General features: G+C 49.1%; 17 protein-coding genes. 7 read left to right on the forward strand and 10 right to left on the reverse strand.

Annotated elements, in window-relative coordinates:
• Window positions 1-40: 40 nt before the first annotated feature.
• The 3 genes from ACYVH9_RS21550 to ACYVH9_RS21560 all read right to left on the reverse strand — a co-directional run bounded on the left by ACYVH9_RS21550 (window position 41) and on the right by ACYVH9_RS21560 (window position 4,571).
• A complete protein-coding gene (locus ACYVH9_RS21550) occupies window positions 41-1,894 on the reverse strand; it encodes a DEAD/DEAH box helicase (RefSeq protein WP_460638470.1) in 1,854 nt (617 codons plus the stop codon).
• A gap of 392 nt (window positions 1,895-2,286) precedes the next feature.
• The gene (locus ACYVH9_RS21555; protein ID WP_460638471.1) at window positions 2,287-3,621 is read right to left on the reverse strand and encodes an anthranilate synthase component I family protein; all 1,335 of its coding nucleotides are present in this window, start codon (window positions 3,619-3,621) and stop codon (window positions 2,287-2,289) included.
• On the reverse strand, window positions 3,621-4,571 hold the full coding sequence (locus ACYVH9_RS21560) for an NYN domain-containing protein (protein WP_460638472.1): 951 nt from the start codon (window positions 4,569-4,571) through the stop codon (window positions 3,621-3,623). Before ACYVH9_RS21560 ends, ACYVH9_RS21555 begins: the two co-directional genes overlap by 1 nt.
• 257 nt (window positions 4,572-4,828) lie before the next feature.
• Here ACYVH9_RS21560 and hisB point away from each other — a divergent pair, with 257 nt between their 5' ends.
• Both hisB and ACYVH9_RS21570 read left to right on the forward strand, forming a co-directional pair.
• A complete protein-coding gene (gene hisB, locus ACYVH9_RS21565; protein ID WP_460638473.1) occupies window positions 4,829-5,953 on the forward strand; it encodes a bifunctional histidinol-phosphatase/imidazoleglycerol-phosphate dehydratase HisB in 1,125 nt (374 codons plus the stop codon).
• 446 nt (window positions 5,954-6,399) lie between these two features.
• Window positions 6,400-6,831, forward strand: a complete 432-nt coding sequence (locus tag ACYVH9_RS21570) for a hypothetical protein (RefSeq protein WP_460638474.1) — start codon at window positions 6,400-6,402, stop codon at window positions 6,829-6,831.
• Window positions 6,832-6,891: 60 nt separating this feature from the next.
• Here the strand turns inward: ACYVH9_RS21570 and radC are convergent, their stop codons facing one another.
• The 3 genes from radC to ACYVH9_RS21585 form a co-directional block, all read right to left on the reverse strand.
• Window positions 6,892-7,587: a RadC family protein gene (gene radC, locus ACYVH9_RS21575; RefSeq protein WP_460638475.1), complete on the reverse strand. Its 696-nt coding sequence runs from the start codon at window positions 7,585-7,587 to the stop codon at window positions 6,892-6,894.
• Between the two features lie 122 nt (window positions 7,588-7,709).
• The gene (rpsT, locus tag ACYVH9_RS21580) at window positions 7,710-7,973 is read right to left on the reverse strand and encodes a 30S ribosomal protein S20 (protein ID WP_460638476.1); all 264 of its coding nucleotides are present in this window, start codon (window positions 7,971-7,973) and stop codon (window positions 7,710-7,712) included.
• 107 nt (window positions 7,974-8,080) lie between these two features.
• On the reverse strand, window positions 8,081-8,479 hold the full coding sequence (locus ACYVH9_RS21585) for a Dabb family protein (protein WP_460638477.1): 399 nt from the start codon (window positions 8,477-8,479) through the stop codon (window positions 8,081-8,083).
• A gap of 89 nt (window positions 8,480-8,568) precedes the next feature.
• On the opposite strand from ACYVH9_RS21585, the gene ACYVH9_RS21590 reads away from it, so the two are divergent.
• The 3 genes from ACYVH9_RS21590 to ACYVH9_RS21600 all read left to right on the forward strand — a co-directional run bounded on the left by ACYVH9_RS21590 (window position 8,569) and on the right by ACYVH9_RS21600 (window position 12,396).
• Window positions 8,569-9,573, forward strand: a complete 1,005-nt coding sequence (locus tag ACYVH9_RS21590; protein ID WP_460638478.1) for a zinc dependent phospholipase C family protein — start codon at window positions 8,569-8,571, stop codon at window positions 9,571-9,573.
• A 61-nt stretch (window positions 9,574-9,634) separates the two neighbouring features.
• Window positions 9,635-10,822, forward strand: coding sequence for a class I SAM-dependent rRNA methyltransferase (locus tag ACYVH9_RS21595; protein ID WP_460638479.1), 1,188 nt, complete (start codon window positions 9,635-9,637; stop codon window positions 10,820-10,822).
• A 437-nt stretch (window positions 10,823-11,259) separates the two neighbouring features.
• A complete protein-coding gene (locus ACYVH9_RS21600) occupies window positions 11,260-12,396 on the forward strand; it encodes an FG-GAP repeat domain-containing protein (protein WP_460638480.1) in 1,137 nt (378 codons plus the stop codon).
• Window positions 12,397-12,405: 9 nt separating this feature from the next.
• Here ACYVH9_RS21600 and ACYVH9_RS21605 read toward each other — a convergent pair whose 3' ends face one another.
• Window positions 12,406-13,167, reverse strand: a complete 762-nt coding sequence (locus ACYVH9_RS21605) for a hypothetical protein (RefSeq protein ID WP_460638481.1) — start codon at window positions 13,165-13,167, stop codon at window positions 12,406-12,408.
• 194 nt (window positions 13,168-13,361) lie between these two features.
• Complete coding sequence (locus ACYVH9_RS21610) at window positions 13,362-14,384, reverse strand: S1C family serine protease (RefSeq protein WP_460638482.1); 1,023 nt, start codon at window positions 14,382-14,384, stop codon at window positions 13,362-13,364.
• Window positions 14,385-14,493: 109 nt separating this feature from the next.
• On the opposite strand from ACYVH9_RS21610, the gene ACYVH9_RS21615 reads away from it, so the two are divergent.
• Window positions 14,494-14,670: a hypothetical protein gene (locus tag ACYVH9_RS21615; RefSeq protein WP_460638483.1), complete on the forward strand. Its 177-nt coding sequence runs from the start codon at window positions 14,494-14,496 to the stop codon at window positions 14,668-14,670.
• A gap of 81 nt (window positions 14,671-14,751) precedes the next feature.
• The gene (gene glf / locus ACYVH9_RS21620) at window positions 14,752-15,894 is read left to right on the forward strand and encodes a UDP-galactopyranose mutase (RefSeq protein WP_460638484.1); all 1,143 of its coding nucleotides are present in this window, start codon (window positions 14,752-14,754) and stop codon (window positions 15,892-15,894) included.
• Between the two features lie 83 nt (window positions 15,895-15,977).
• Here glf and ACYVH9_RS21625 read toward each other — a convergent pair whose 3' ends face one another.
• Together ACYVH9_RS21625 and cdaA are read right to left on the reverse strand one after the other, a co-directional pair.
• On the reverse strand, window positions 15,978-16,265 hold the full coding sequence (locus ACYVH9_RS21625) for a hypothetical protein (RefSeq protein ID WP_460638485.1): 288 nt from the start codon (window positions 16,263-16,265) through the stop codon (window positions 15,978-15,980).
• Window positions 16,266-16,456: 191 nt separating this feature from the next.
• Window positions 16,457-17,284: a diadenylate cyclase CdaA gene (gene cdaA, locus ACYVH9_RS21630; RefSeq protein WP_460638486.1), complete on the reverse strand. Its 828-nt coding sequence runs from the start codon at window positions 17,282-17,284 to the stop codon at window positions 16,457-16,459.
• Window positions 17,285-17,301 lie beyond the last annotated feature (17 nt).

A 17,301-nucleotide genomic window follows, 5' to 3' on the forward strand; every position in this document is an offset into this window, starting at 1 on the left:
GATATCCGAACGGCTTTTTTGTTTATTCGATAATTGCGGCTTAGCGCGCAACTTCAATCTGCACCCGCTTTCCTTTGATGGTATTTCCTTCCATCGCATCCACAACACGATTGGCAACATCGCGGGGAACGTCAACATAGGTGTGTTTGTCGAAAATGTCGATATGACCGATGCTGCTGCCCGGAATGTTGGCTTCGCCAGCAATGGCGCCCACGATATCACCCGGACGGATGAAGTCACGACGTCCCACGCTTACGAACAGGCGAGTCATGTTAGCTTCCCGTTCGCGCGGAGTCCGATCCCGGTCTTCGCGCTCGAACCGACGGCCACCTTCACCGCGGTCATCCCGGTTGCCGAAGCGTCCACCGCGGTCATCCCGGTTACCAAACCGTCCACCCCGATCCCGATCGCCAAACCGGCTCTCACCGCGGCCCCGATCGCCGAAGCGGCCCGAACCTTCGCGTCCACCCCGATCCCGGTCGCCGAAACGACCGCCTTCCCGACGTTCGCGACGATCATCGTCGTGGCCCAGGTTTTGGTCGGAGAATTCATTTTTCTCGATGCCCATACCCCGTTTGACCAGGGAAGCGACAATCTGTTCAACGGTAAAACCGGCGTGTTGCAACGCCGTCAGCATGTCTTCGTACAAATGCAGGTCTTCGCTCGTCTCGATGGTTTGTTTTACCTGCTCAATAAAGCGGGCTTTGCGCAGACCAACGATATCTTCGAAGGAAGGAATCACACCTTTTTCAACCCGAACTTTAGTATAGTTCTGAATTTCGCGGAACCGGTATTTTTCATCGCGGCCCACCAGTGAAAATGCTTTCCCTGATTTTCCGGCCCGACCAGTCCGGCCAATCCGGTGTACGTAATATTCTTCGTCGAGCGGAATGTCGTAGTTAATCACCGCGTCAACATTGTCGACGTCGATACCACGAGCCGCTACGTCGGTAGCAACCAGAATGTTGGTAACGCCCGAACGGAATTTTGACATCACGTTATTGCGTTGCGCCTGGCGCAAATCGCCGTGCAAACCTTCGGCCTGATAACCGCGAACTTGCAGGTCTTCAACGATTTCGTCAACCCGTTTCTTCTGATTACAGAAAACCAGTAGCAGTTTCAGGTTGTACGTATCGATCAACCGGCACATCACTTCGACTTTCGCTTTGGGCTTCACTTCGAAGTAAACCTGCTCGATATTCTGATTCGTTAGCTCGTTTTTAACGACTTTCACCAGCACCGGATCTTTCTGGAAACGTTGGGTGATCGTCATGATCGGTTTCGACATTGTGGCCGAAAACAGAATGGTCTGGCGCTCTTCCGGCATGTCTTCCAAGATGCCTTCAATGTCTTCGCGGAAGCCCATATCGAGCATTTCGTCGGCTTCGTCCAGAATCATCATTTTGATGTTTTCCAGTTTCAGCGTCCGGCGCTCCATGTGGTCCATGACGCGGCCCGGGGTACCGATTACAATGTGAACGCCGTTTTTGAGTGACTTGATTTGCCGGTCGATGGAGTCACCACCATAGATGGATTCAACCCGGATGCCCCGTTTGAATTTTGATAATTTACGAACTTCGTCGGCAACCTGGAGCGCCAGCTCGCGGGTCGGACAAAGCACCAGCACCTGCGGATGACGCTCCGTTACATCGATCATCTCGATGGCTGGAATCCCAAACGCTGCGGTTTTCCCGGTTCCCGTCTGCGCCTGACCAATAACGTCGCGTCCAGCAAGGATGGGAGGAATGGCTTCGGCCTGGATGGGTGAGGGATGCTCAAAACCCATTTCGGTGACGGCCTGTAAAATGTCTTCGGATACATTTAAATCGGCAAAAGTCCGTTGCGGAGTTGCCGGTTTGGTACTCAGTTCCTGTTCTGTGATTTCAGGAGTCATAACTTGTAAAAGTTTTTAAAATGAAACTATACAAGCGTTTAATCGGCAGGAGTGCTCGCTCTGCACGGCCATGCAGTCCGATTGTAAAAAATCGGTAACGATACTACTATGTGTTTGAGATACAGTCGTGAAGGAACCCCCGAAAATGCCCAGCTTAGCCCAATGTGAATTGTCCACCAATGCGATTGCCCCAACAGATGCGCCCAACGAATGTTAAACCCCTTTCCGGTTGACATCCGTGCTGCTCTGCGGTAGTAGAAAAAATCTCATGAAGAATATCTATTACAGAGATCGGACGGATGTCCGCTTGAAAACTGTTGCAAAAATAAGACAAATTTCTGATAAAAGCAAGGCTCTTTTCGTCTTTTGTTGTACTATTTGGAGAAACGGTTTTACAAGATGGACTGAATGGCTTTGGCTTTCAGCAAGCATTCTTCGTACTCTTGTTGAGGGTCAGCATCATACGTAATGGCGCTGCCTACGGAGAATGAAAGGTAACGATTTTGCCGGTTGTAAAAAATACTTCGGATCATGACGTTGAAGTCAAAATCACCATCGGGTGTGATGAAACCGGCCGCTCCGGAATACAGGCCTCGTCGGCTAGATTCGTAGTGGTCGATCAACTCCATAGCCCGCACTTTGGGAGCCCCGGTCATGCTTCCCATCGGAAAGGCGTTCCGGATGGCGTCGGTAAACGGCAAACCGTCTTTCAAGGTGGCCGAAACCGTCGAGATCATCTGCGACAGCTGGCGGAACGGGTAAATACCAAACAACTCTTCCACGTGCACCGTCCCGGTTTCGGCACTGCGGGCCAGGTCATTGCGGACCAGATCGACGATCATCAAGTTTTCGGCCTGCTCTTTCTCGCTGTTGCGGAGTTGCTGGCGGAGTTGCTCATCTTCTTCCGGTGTGCTGCCGCGCCGGACGGTACCTTTGATTGGCTGAGCGATCAGTTGCTGGCCTTCTTTTTTCAAAAATCGTTCGGGTGAAGCGCCCATGACATACGCATCGCCGATGCGCTGGAACAGCGAAAAAGGCATGGGCGATTGTTCCGTCAGCGCGAAATAAACCGTGAGTGGGTCCAGGTCGGCTTCTTCAGCGAAGAATTCAATGCAATAGTTCAGCTCATACACGGTTCCTTCCAGAATATCCTGCTGAATGCGCTGAACGGTTTGCCGGTATTCGTCGGGAGCAACGCGGCTTTTAATTTGATGACGGATAGTGGGGCGGTCGGTCCCACGGATGGTGGGTTCGGCCTGATGGGAAAGAATGGCCTGCACAACAGATTCCGGGTTGCCCCACGACCGAACGGTTAAAGCGTCCTGGCTAAAATCAAGGAGATGCAGGGGATGAAAAAAGTAAATCTCCGGAAATTTCAGCCGATCAGGGTGCTGGCTTTCCAGTGGTTCGATGCGATTTTTGAGGTCGTAGCCAAAATACCCTACCAGATAATCCGGCTGGTGCAGGTGGTGGAGCCGTAGCGTTTCGAAAGGATCAGTAGCCGGTGAAAAGGCAACGGTTTGGTAAACGCCGATGGCCAGTCGGTTTGGAAAGGCACCGTAAGGCAACGTGAAGTCGGGGCGTTGCGAACGGTTGTTATTGAAATAAACAACGTGGTCAAATTGGCTTACGGCCCATTGAAGGGCTTTTGTGGGCCAGAAATCAACGGGTTGTTGGCCCGTTGATTTCAGCGATACCGTAAGCTCCTGACGAGCGTTCAGATGCATTAGTTAATTTCCAGGTGGACATCAATGGCTATATCCTTGCTCTCGGCGTTTTTTCCGATGCGGAACTTTACCTCATCGTCAACCTGTAATTCATTGAAGTCGATGTCGTTTAAACTGGTGTAGTGAAAAAACAGGTTGTTAGGCGGGTAGTTAATAAAACCGTACCCGTTTTTTAAACTACGTATTGTGCTGATTTTGTATTCAGACGGGTCCGAATCGGAATCATCCGTATACGCATCAAAATTGTCGTCCAGCGAAAGGGGATTCGTGCTGACCAGCATCCGCGTTGATTGCTTGACAAACAGATTCTGGATCAATGGATCGTTTTTCCGAAGCCGGGTGTCGATCATCTCGTGCATCGCCACCGGATAAGAAACTTCCTTCAGCAAGTCCTGCGATGTTCGTGTGACCAGTTTTTCGCCTTCGTCGTTGTAATATTCAAAATCCCAGCTCAACACCATGACACGGGTACCGAGGGTATTCAGCTTCCGAATCAAGGGGACGTAATCGCCGTCAGCGGTGATCAGCACAACGACATCAAATTTTTTGGAAATGGTTAATTCAAACGTTTCCAGAGCAAGCCAGACATCAATTCCTTTCTCCTGGCGAGATCCGTGAAAACTTTTGACGGGTAAGTAATGCGTGACGACGCCCTCCGACATTAAAATGTCATCGAATAGCCGGTCATAGAACAACTGATTGCCGCGTTGGCTGGCTTCGTGGGCATTGAGCCGCCCCCGAAAATAGTGAGCATCAACAATTTGGCACAGGCGAAACTCGGTATCTTCTTCGATAGCCACCTGTGACCGTATGAATTCATGCAATCCCGATATGCTGATTCGGCTTCGTCTTTCGTGAGAATAGTTATAATAATTACTTACATGTAGAAAATAGTTGCCATCATATATTACTGCAATACGGGTTAATTGCGTGGATTTTTTTGTTTGCATTTTTTTACTTTAAATGAAAGATAGTAACAATAAGAATCTATTTGTTGAATAAAAATACGTAGTTGCTAGTTGACTACTGGCTACAAAAAGTATAAGGCATTATCCTGACAATCTGTCAGTTAAGGCTTCGCGTGCTAATTAATAGAGTGTAGTAAGTGAATAGGGGAGGTATATAGGTGTGCAAAATAGTAAAAAATAACATAAATGCCGCTCTGTTGCGCGTATTTGCTACCTTTGTTTGCCACTATGTTAACTGTATGAAGAAAGTTTTGTTCATTGATCGGGATGGTACCATTATCTTCGAACCCCAGCCCGATCAACAGGTCGATTCCCTTGAAAAACTGGAGTATATCCCCAAAGTGCTGTCGAACCTGCGTAAGATCGCCGAAGAAACCGATTTCGAACTGGTGATGGTTACCAATCAGGACGGTTTGGGAACTGCCGTGTTTCCGGAAGATACCTTCTGGCCCGCTCACCATAAAATGATGAAGACGCTGGAAGGGGAAAACATTCACTTCGAAGCCGTTCACATTGACCGCACCTACCCACACGACAAGGCACCAACCCGCAAACCCGGGATCGGTATGTTGACGAGTTACCTCACGGGGGGCTATGATTTGGCCGGAAGTTATGTGATCGGCGACCGGTTGACGGATATCCAGATGGCGGTCAACTTGGGTTCGAAAGCCATCCTGATTGCCCCCCAGGATCCAACCGAAGGAATGACCGACAGCATGCATAACGCCCTGGCGCTGTGTACGGACGATTGGGACAAGATTTATGAACTCCTGAAGTTGCCGGCTCGCACCACAACAGTTGACCGGAATACGAATGAAACCCAGATTCACGTTGAACTGAACCTGGATGGGTGCGGTCGGTCGTCCATAGAAACCGGCATTGGTTTTTTTGATCACATGCTGGATCAGGTGGCCAAACACTCGGGGGCGGATCTGGTCATTCGGGTGAAGGGCGATTTACACATTGATGAGCACCACACCATTGAAGACACCGCTTTGGCACTGGGCGAAGCTTATCGGCGGGCGTTGGGCGACAAGCGAGGCATCAGCCGGTACGGTTTTTTGCTGCCTATGGATGACGCGCTGGCGCAGGTTGGTATTGATTTTTCCGGGCGGCCCTGGCTGGTATGGGAGGCTGAATTCCGGCGCGAAAAAGTTGGCGAAATGCCCACGGAGATGTTTTACCACTTTTTCAAGTCGTTCTCGGATGGCGCACTCTGCAATCTCAACATCAAAGTGGAGGGACAAAATGAGCACCACAAAATCGAAGCGATTTTCAAAGCATTCGCCAAATCCATCAAAATGGCGGTGAAACGTGATTTGAAAGCACTGGATTCGTTACCCAGCACGAAAGGGGTCTTGTAAAGGTAGGTGCTTTGACGAAGAATCAAAGTCGGATCAGTCAGAAGACTGCACGAAAATACCGTTGAGATTGTCTTCGATACGCAGTTTTTTATATTTTTGCGGTAACAACCAATAAACAGGTACCATTATGTTCATGACTATTGTTGCACTCGTTTTCTTCGCTTCACTTTTAATTGCGGCTTTTATTGCAGGTCGCTGGCTGGAAGGTAAAGAGCGGAACTATTAATATCAAGTGAATCAGTTGCGGTGAGGTAAGTATGTCATGTACTGGCTGAGCGGCATTATATATTAACGAAGGGCCTTTCTGGCCCTTTTTTATTGCCTGATGCTGAAGCGGTTTGGAGTTCAGATTCTGAATCAGCTGCTAGTTCAAAAAAAACAATAACCTTTCCAACGTTTGTTCATATAAGCGGGTCAGATAGCTAAACAATAACAACAAACGTAAAATGACACCATTTAAAAATTGGTACGGATTGCTGCTCGTAGGGCTATTGGCATTGGGCTGCGACAAAGGCAACAAGGTAGCACCGGTCGAAGAAAATCAGCCGGTAGCGGTCAAAGTCAACCAGTCGGCCCGGGTAAAACAGAACGTATCGCTGAATGTCGAAAGTATTACGGACGGACGTTGCCCCATCAATGCCAATTGCATCTGGCTCGGAAATGCGCAGGTGAAATTTTCGCTTAAAAACGACACCCAGTCGAAATCCGGCGAACTGTGTATTGGTCAATGCGGGGAAAAACTCCAGAACCGTAGCTCGGTAATTATTCAGTTGGGTAGTGAAAGCTACGAAGTAACGTTGTCGGAGGTACAACCTTTCCCGGGTTCCAAGCCGGACGGCACACCGCAGGAAGCGGTTATTTCTGTCACACAGAAGTAAAAAGCTGGGCCAAAACGTTTCGCAAAAACCACCTGACAGGTGGTTTTTGCGGGCTCCCAATTACAGCATCCCCTCGTCAGCAAAACTCAGGTACGCCTGATCCGTAAAAATCAGGTGGTCGAGCACCGGAATATCCAGAATTTTTCCCGCTTCTTTCAGCTTTCGGGTTAAGTCACGGTCGGCCTGGGAAGCCGTCAGGTTGCCGGAGGGGTGATTATGAATTAAAATAACGGAACTGGCCAGCTGGTCAATGGCGTGTTTAAAAATCAGCTTGGGGTCTGCTACGGTTCCCGATACTCCCCCCGAGCTAATCTGTACGGGCCGGATCACTTCATTGGCGCGGTTGAGAAGCAATATCCAGAATTCTTCGTGCGGTTTGTCCAGCAGGTGCGGTTTTATTTCCTGGTAAGCATCGCGGGAGCTGGTGATGCGCAGTTTCTGGGGGCGGTCTTGCTCCCTACGCCGACGGCCCAGTTCGAGGGCGGCCACGATGCTGATCGCTTTGGCTTCTCCAATTCCCTTGAATTTCGACAGATCCTTAACGCTCAATTTGGCCAGGTCGTTGAGGTTTTGCCCAACGCTCTGCAAGATTATTTTTGATACGTCGACGGCGGATAAGTCGCGGGTTCCGGAGCCAATGAGAATGGCAATCAGTTCCGCGTCAGACAGCGCGGAACGGCCTTTGAGCATCAGTTTTTCGCGGGGGCGGTCTTCTTCAGCCCAACTCAGAATTTTACGGAAGTTTTCGTAGGACATGATGGTGTGTGGAAAGGGCACAAAAAAACCTCATCCGATGCGATCAGATAAGGTTTCTCTAACGTTTTGGTACGCGTATCCAGGGAAAGGCCGTATCGGGCGCTATCCGGAGGTTACGTTAATTAAGCAGCAAGAGCCAAGCCGTTGACAAGTTTTGCCAGCTTCGACTTGTTGTTGGATGCTTTGTTTTTGTGAATGATGTTACGCTTTGCCAGTTTATCCAGCAGCGACGACACCGTTTTATACAATTCAGTTGCAGCTGCTTTATCCGTGGTCAGCCGCAATTTTTTGATCATCGTACGGGTCGTTTTGTGTTGGAAACGGTTCAACAAACGTTTTTTCTCGTTTGCCCGGACCCGCTTCAATGCCGACTTATGATTTGCCATTGCTTATTGGTAATGTATACAGTTTGCTCACAAATGTCCGCAAAAGTAGGAATTTGCGGGAAACAATGCAAATTATATCTTCTAATTACTGGATTACAGCCGATTTATCAGCGAATGTCCGAATTGATGATAAACACTTTGTCCCAGGCTCCCTGATTATTTTTTACGAACGCCCGTTGCTTTTCGTGCTGGTTGAACGTCTTAATGTCATCTTCACTCTGAAACGTAATATAATGCATGACGTCATATTCCCCGGAATTACTTCCCTCGGTATGCAGCGTCTTGCCGGAGGTGTAAGAAATGATCTGTGGAATTTCATGCTTTAACAAGGCAAATTCGCGCATATGCTGTTCAATAGCCTCAGTTTTAGTGCCTTCTTTAAATTTAAAACATACAATTTGCTGTTTTTGCGCTTTTCGTGCAGGTGAGTAAGCACCATAGATTACCAAGCCAAAAACACTCATAAATAAAAGAATTACGCTGTAGCCAATTGATTTGCGGTTCATGATTTTGTGAAATTAATGTTATTCGAAATATTATTCTGAATAACATAGGTATTTATAAATAAAGTGTAAACTTTTCTTTCTTAAATGCTATGTTTTGTCAAAGGTACTGGGCAAATGTTTTGAAACAAGCATTTTTGTTGTTTTTTTTCGTACCGGTAGCCAGCGCGCATTTTACCGTCAGCCCGCACTGGGGATTTTACGGCCATAAACGGATCAATCGGTTGGCGGTGTTTACATTACCACCAGAAATGATGGTCTTCTATAAAAAGCATATCGATTACCTCACCGAGAACGCGGTTAATCCGGATAAGCGTCGGTATGCGGTGGTGGGAGAGGCTCCGCGCCATTTCATTGATTTAGATGCCTACGGTGATACAACCCAGCGTGTTTTACCCCGGAGTTGGCAATCGGCCGTAGCGAAATACGGAGAGGATAGCCTGGCGGTGCACGGTATTTTGCCTTGGCACATCCAACTGGCTAAATACCAATTGACGGAAGCGTTCAAAGACCGTGATCCCCGGCGAATCCTGAAGCTCTCGGCGGATTTGGGGCATTACATCGCCGATGCAAACGTGCCGCTGCACACCACCCGTAATTACAATGGCCAGTTGACGGGGCAGCAGGGCATACACGGTTTCTGGGAGTCGCGGTTGCCGGAACTGTTCAGTGATGAGTATGATTTGTTTGTGGGTACAGCTGGTTACGTGTATTCGGCCCAGAACCGGGCCTGGCGGGCAATTTTTGATGCGCACGCTGCACTGGATTCCGTTTTGCGAATCGAGAAAGAATTGACAGAAGTGGTGGGTGGAACGCGAAAATACGGTTTTGAGGAGCGCAACAACCTGACAGTCAAAGTTTATTCCCAGGATTTTTCCCGCAAATACCACGAGCGGTTGCGGGGGCAGGTGGAGCGGCAAATGCAGGCTTCAATCAAGATGGTGGGCGATTTCTGGTATACCTGCTGGGTGGATGCCGGGCAGCCGGAGCTGAAAAGTCTGGCAACGTTCAAACTTACGGACGACGAGCAGAAAGCGGAAGTAGTGGAAAAGGAAAGCTGGTTGAAACGGTTATTGAAAGTGCGCAGTGAAGAGTAAGAGGCATTCATTTTGTCCCGAATTTTGTAGCTTCGGCCCTTCAATATAGCTCAAGCGTTCAATGGATTTACCCAAAATATTTTTACGTTCCGGTCGCGACGAAGCGGTTCGGCGGTTTCATCCCTGGGTCTTTTCCGGGGCCGTAGCCCATACCGAAGGCGATCCTCAGGATGGCGATGTGGTGGAGGTGCTGGATAAGAAAGGCAAGTACCTGGCAACGGGCCACTACCACAACGGCAGTATTCTGGTTCGGATTTTTTCGTTTGAACGGGTTGTACCTGATGTGGCTTACTGGACGGCCAAGCTGGCCCGAATTCGGAAGGTACGCACGGCGATTTTACCGCCCAATACCAACTGCTATCGGTTGGTTCACGGCGAGGGGGACGGCTGTACGGGATTGGTTGTAGATGTGTACAATGGCGTAGCGGTTTTGCAAGCCCATTCAATTGGCATGCATCGCGAGCGAAACCTGATTACCGAAGCCCTCAAAAACGTGTTTGGGGAAGAACTCAAGGCGGTGTATGACAAAAGTGCCGAAACCTTGCCCGATGAGTACGGCGCAACCGTTCAAAACGCGTACCGCTACGGGTTGGTGAATGTGCCGCATGAAGTGGAGGAGAATGGGCATAAATTCCTGGTTAATTGGATTACCGGCCAGAAAACCGGTTTTTTCCTGGATCAGCGTGATAACCGTAAGCTGTTGGCCTATTATTCGGCCGGGAAAAAGGTGCTGAACGCCTTCTGTTATTCCGGCGGTTTTTCCATTTATGCCCTGAAAGCCGGGGCTACACTGGTGCACTCGGTGGATGCTTCCCAGAAAGCCATTGATCTGACCAACCACAACGTTGCTTTGAATGTTGGAAATTCAGATCTCGGTGAACGGCACGAAGCCTTTGTGGATGATGTAATGAAATATCTCCAGGCGCATAATGATGAATACGAGGTGATGGTACTGGACCCACCTGCTTTTGCCAAAAGCCTGTCGGCCCGACACCGCGCCGTGCAGGGCTACAAGCGGCTGAATGCCGAAGGGTTGCGCCGGGTGGCCAAAGGGGGAATCCTTTTCACGTTTTCGTGTTCGCAGGTGATCGACCGCGAGTTGTTCTACAATACCGTGGTTGCCGCAGCCATCGAAGCCGGGCGCCAGGTGCGGGTATTACACCATTTGAGTCAACCCGCCGATCACCCGGTCAATTTGTTCCATCCGGAGGGTAGTTACCTGAAAGGACTGGTATTGTGGGTTGAGTAAATCGATTGAATTAAATGGGCCGGTTTTAACGAGCCTTTCGGACGTATCGGTCAGCGAAAACTGGCAACGGAAAGTAAAAATCCGTCCGGTCGCATCGTCGGCAGCCGGACGGATTAAACCACGGTGTGCGGCTAACATCCCTAGCAAGTGTTAGCCTATGAAAGAAACTCAATTTTTTTGAAAGCGTCTTCCGTACAGGCATGAACGCGAATAGTAATTGGTCAAACCAGCTTATTTATACTGCGAAAAGTATTTCTACTTTTAGCTTCTTTGGTAGACAGAAACCGCAAGCTAGCTGGATTTTGACAGTTGATCCGATTTTCTGGTGATTTTAATGGTGGGCCGGACCCGACAAAGGCCAACACCTGGACAAAATGACCGTTTTCTCCAGCAAGTGAATGCGGTAAATAACCAAGATTATGTATAAACTTGCAAGTATGAAGATTAGTACGTTTTTCATCGGACTTGCGGGTTTGGCTTCCCTGGCCACCGATTCAAAGGATATTCAGTTCAGTCGCTACTTTGTTGCCGCCGAAAGCTACGAAACCGTCGGGGTGGTCGATCTCAACAAAGACGGCCTTCCGGACTTGGTTTCGGGTGATTTCTGGTACGAAAACTCGAAAGACCCGAAAGCGATGTTTCGTAAACGCTATCTGATCGGTAACCAAAAACGGTTTGACCAATACTACGACGACTTTTCAACGATTCCGCTGGATGTCAACGGCGATGGGCATTTTGACATTATCACCGGGGGCTGGTTCGGGCAGGATTTGAAATGGCTGGAAAACCCGGGACCGGATAAAAAGGGAATGTGGCCGGTGCACGAAATTGCGAAAGTCGGCAACGTAGAAACCACCCGAGCCTGGGATGTAGACGGCGATGGAACCGTGGAAATTGTACCCAATAACCCCAAGCATCCGCTGAAATACTTTAAATTGGAAAAAGGAGGCACGTTCAGCCAAGTGAATGTGGCTCCTACCCAAGATCACGGCTTGGGAATGGGTGACATTAACGGCGACGGGCGCAATGATTTTATTGTCAGCCAGGGTTGGCTCGAAGCCCCTGCCGACCGGGAAAAGGGCCCCTGGACACTGCACTCGGAATTTGACCTGGGCCGCCAGGCCAGCGTTCCTATTTTAGTGGTGGACGTAAACGGTGATAAACTCAATGATTTGATTGTAGGACAGGGACACGGGTACGGTTTACACTGGTACGAGCAAACGAAAGAAGGGGGCAAACGGGGTTGGAAAAAACACACCATTGACGAAAAAGCGTCGCAATACCACGTATTGGAATGGGCCGATCTCGACGGTGACAAAAAGCCCGAATTGATCACCGGCAAGCGTTACCGGGCGCATAACGACGGCGATGCTGGTGCTTATGATGATGTGGGCTTGTATTATTTTACCTGGAATGGCAAAGAATTCATAAAGCATACCATCGCGTATGGCCAGCCGGGAAAAGGCAAAGGCACCGGCATTTACTTCGCCCTGGCCGATCTGCGCGGCACCGGACGTCTGGATATTGTTGTTGCAGGAAAAGACGGTCTGGAGATCTTTTTCAACGAAAAATAACGCCAGCTTTCAGGATACGGTTTTTCGGCTTTTGGCCTTTCCGTTCAGGGAAGTATGGTTTGTGGTGGTTCCTTGGTCTTCATCGTCTTCAATCGATCCGGTTGTCGCCGGAACCGCTTTTCCGACGAATTCACCTTCAGCAATGTGTTTGCCATCCTTGATACGAACGCGTCCTTCAAAGTCGGTTGCTTTTCTGCCCCCCACATTCAGCGAGCCAATCAGGCGCTGGAGCTGCGTCGGGTCATAGCCCACCAGGTAAGACAACAGCGAAACCGTAACGGCGAATTTGAAATAAGAAGAAGCCGACATACCCTGAATGGTGGTAGGATGATCGGAATCGACGGGCATGGTGAAATTGGCAATGTACGATCCGGCTACCAGAATCAGGTACGCCAGAAACCCCCGAAACATCGAAACAAGCGGATGCTCACTCATGTAAATCAGGCTTCGGTATTCGAATGATTCAGTGTCCAGTTCGCTGATGTCGACGTGCTTTTTCTGATTGTAGGCACTCAGATTACTGGCAATGCCGCCAATGATGCCGCCCAGCGCGGCCATAATAGCGGTATTGGTGGGGGTGAAACTAAGGCCGTAAACGATCAGGTTTTCCCAATTAATTCCTTTACCACTTTCGATAATTTTCAGTTCTGAAGACTGGATGCTCATTCCAAAAATAAAAAGAAGCAGCCAGCCGAAAAAAATGACAATGCCGATGAGAACCCGGCTGCCAACGTAATTTTTTCCGATTCCTAGTAGCGTGTCCGTTTTCATGGGGTAAGGGTTTATATCGGATAAGTTAATCGTTTATCTATTCATTGTCAATAAGTTAGTTTTAGTTTGAGGGATACTACGTATTGTTTTCCGTGCAACTACGTAGGAGGAAGCATACGAAATAATTGAAAATAGAGGAGCTGAAGCATCAGGTGCCGAAGCACAACACGCTGATGCTGGCTCCCTCTTTTCTGTCATTTCACTTCGCCGGGAATGACAACAATCTCATGGCGCAGGTTTCCCCGCAAGACCGTCATGGGTGTGCGTTGGCCGATTGTCTCTTCCGTCAGAACCTTGTGGAGATCATCAACGGAAGTAATAACCTGACTGTTGAATTCGACAATAATATCACCCTGCTGGATTTCGCTGTTGTACGAAACGCCGTCGGCTTCTGTGCTGACCACAATCACCCCGGTTTTGGCGTTTAGGTGATTGTACTGCTTAATGCGTTCTGTCAGGTTAATTAATTGACCGGCAATGCCCAGATACCCCCGGCGAACCCGGCCCTGCATGATGAGTTTTCCGGCTACCATAGCGGTCAGGTTGGACGAAACCGCAAAACAGATACCCTGGGCGGGCAGAATGACGGCAGTATTGACCCCGATCACGTCGCCCTGCGAGTTGACGAGCGGCCCGCCCGAATTGCCCGGATTCAACGATGCGTCGGTCTGAATGACATCATCAATTAGCCGCCCGGACTCTGAGCGGAGCGTCCGGCCAAGCGCACTCACAACCCCGGCGGTAACGGAATACTGAAAACCGTATGGATTGCCAACTGCAATGGCAATTTGCCCCACCTGCACCTGTTTTGAGTCGGCAAACCGGATCGCTTTCAGGCCTTCGCCGTATATTTTGATAACAGCAATGTCGGTAGCGGGGTCACGGCCAATGAGGGTCGCTTCAAAATCCCGTCCGTCGGGCAGAGCCACGTCAATTTTTTGCGCACCCGCCACCACGTGGTTGTTGGTGATTATGTAACCGTCGGATGAAATGATGAAACCTGATCCGGTTCCGCCGTCGGGCTGGCTACGGCCCCGGAGCGGTTGCTGGCCTTCTTTTTGCCGACCACTTACTTTAATCTGTACAATCGACGGACTGACTTTTTTCGCTACATTTACCACGGTGTTGGAATACGCGTCGAGCAAGGGTGCATCCTGATTTTCCTGAACGCCCGGTACGGTATCCAATCCCGTGTTGCTTACCAATTGTAATTCCATGGCTTGAAAATTTAGTTGTAAATACAACTTTCAAACGGTATGCCAGCAGGAACGGAACTTCAAGATCCGTCAATTTGTCAGGTTTACACAACCAGTATGCTTTGAACCAATGACTTTTGAAGAATTTCTGATCAGTAAAAAAATTAACGAACAGCTATTCCGCCAACAGGAACCGGCGCGGTTTGAGGCCTGGAAGACGGAATTCGAGCAGCTCCATCCGGAAAGTTTTACGACCCAGAAAAAATTTCTGATCAATGAAATTCGTCGGAAATACCTGATTCGCTAAATAAGGATTCATTGTTTACCAGGAGGCTGTTAAAGAAAAATTGCTATTTTTAAGCCCGTAAAAAAACTATATCGTCTGTTTATGCAGCATTACGATTTTGCAATTGTTGGAGCCGGATATGCCGGTAGTGTGTTGGCTGAGCGCCTGGCCAGCCAGTCCGGAAAGAAAGTTCTATTGATTGACAAACGACCACACATCGGCGGAAATGCCTACGATTATTACAACGAAGACGGTATTCTGATTCACCTCTACGGTCCGCACATTTTTCACACCAATTCGCCGGAAGTCTTTGGTTATCTGTCTAAATTCACGGAGTGGCGCCCCTACGAGCACCGGGTTCTGGCATCGGTAGAAGGCCAGCTGTTGCCGATTCCGATCAACCTGGATACCGTAAACAAACTCTACGGGAAAAACTTTACGTCTGACGAACTGGCTGAATATTTCAAAACCGTGGGCGAACCGGTTGATGATATCAAAACCTCGGAAGATGTGGTGGTGAGTCAGGTGGGACGCGATCTGTACGAGAAATTCTTCAAATACTACACCAAGAAGCAGTGGGGGGTTTACCCATCGGAACTGGATAAATCGGTGACTTCCCGCATTCCCACCCGGACTAACCAGGACGATCGTTATTTTTCCGACGAGTTTCAGTCGATGCCGTTGCACGGTTTTACGAAGATGTTCGAGAAGATGGTCGACCATCCGAACATCACGCTGATGCTCAGTACGGATTTTAAAGAAGTGAAAGACAATTTGTCATACGATCAATTGATCTATACGGGACCGGTCGATGAGTATTTTGATCATTGTTACGGTAAGTTGCCATATCGTTCGTTGCGCTTTGAACACCAGACACTAAACGAAGAATGGCACCAGCCGGTGGCTGTGGTCAACTACCCGAATGACCATGCATACACGCGGGTGACGGAATACAAACACCTGACGGGCCAGGAACACCCGACCAAAACAAGCATCACGTTTGAATACCCGCAATCGGAAGGGGATCCTTATTATCCCGTACCGATGCCCGAAAATGCTGAGTTATACCGGAAGTACAAGCAACTGGCGGATCAGCAACAAAATGTATACTTTGTTGGGCGTTTGGGGACGTACCGTTACTATAACATGGACCAGGTTGTGGCGCAGGCGCTGACGCTCTACAAAAAACTGGTAGGAGCCGATTCGCTGGCTGAGGCTGCGGGCGACAAAGCGTCTGTCAGCTAAGACGAAAGAACGGTTTTGGCAAGGAATAAATTTCCGGGTTGCGTAGGAGGTCAAAACCGTCTATGTGATCCGGAAATGGTTTTTTAGAGGAGTTGGAGCAGATCAATGTGATCCACATACGGCTCAAAAGGGTGTTGGTTTCGGGAATGCTGCCGCTGCTGGCTACGAAGCGAGAACAGATGCTGAAGTTCGTGATTGCCTTCGTAATATTTGCTTTCGGTAAAGTAGGCCTCCACAAAAAAATCCCCCACGGCGTACAATCCTACTGTAAAGGGAGGCACCGGCCGATTCATTAAATGTTGCCCGTGCTGCCAAAGCAAGTCGGCCTTCTGGGTTAACGGCAGTCGATCGTATTCTGGTAAAGTCACCATGAGGTGCAGGAAAATTAAGAGACGGGGGTACGTTGAAATCCAGCACAGTTTACAGTTCCTGTCGGATAAAAGTAAATCCGGGCCTTCAATTCTACGATCAAAGTTAGTTAGCGGTTTTTAATGTGACATATTTAATTGTATAGTCGATAGGGTGTTAATGAAAGAGGGTTAATGGTTACAAGGTATTTTCTTTAAACCGGGGTGTCTTTTCCGTTCTCCCTTTTTTTGATACGACTCAAATCGGCCAGGTACTGCTGTAGTTTTTCTTCTAGTTCGGCTGAAGAAATGTTGGCATACAATTCACCATCAATGGCCAGTGAGATGCGGCCCGTTTCCTCGGAAATGGCAATGGCAGCCGCATCGGTCACTTCGCTAATGCCAATGGCGGCCCGGTGTCGAAAGCCCGTTGAGGTCAGAATTTCGTCGTTTTCGGAAATGGGTAAGATGCAACGGGCCGCCCGGATACGGTCTTCGGCAATAATGATGGCACCGTCGCGAAGGGGGCTGTATTGGCTGGCGATTGATAAAAGCAAGCGTTTGGTAATGATCGCTTCGAGGGGGTCACCGGTCTGGATGAATTTGTCCAGATCGTCGTTTTTCGCAATGACGATGAGGCCGCCCGTAAATTCCGTTGACATGGATTTGCAGGCATCAATGACGGGTTTCAAAGGGGTCGACGGTTCTACCACCGCTGGTTGTCGAAACCACCGCATGAACAAACGACTGTTGGCAATATTGGTGGATTTGCCGATGATGAGCAGAAACCGTCGGATTTCCTGCTGAAAAATAATGATCAAAGCGAGTGCGCCCACGCTAATAAAGTACCCCAGGATGGTGGTCAGTAATTCCAACCCCACGGCCTTGGCGACCAGGTAAAGCAGGTACACCAGCAGATAGCCCAGGAATATCCGGCTGGCAATGGTGCCTTTTACCAGGAAATAAATCTGGTACAACAAAAAGGCCAGCAAGAGAACGTCTACAATATCAACCCATTCAATGTCGAGAAAGCCAATTTTCATAATAGAGATTGTGTGAT

Source organism: Larkinella harenae (genome assembly GCF_054780515.1).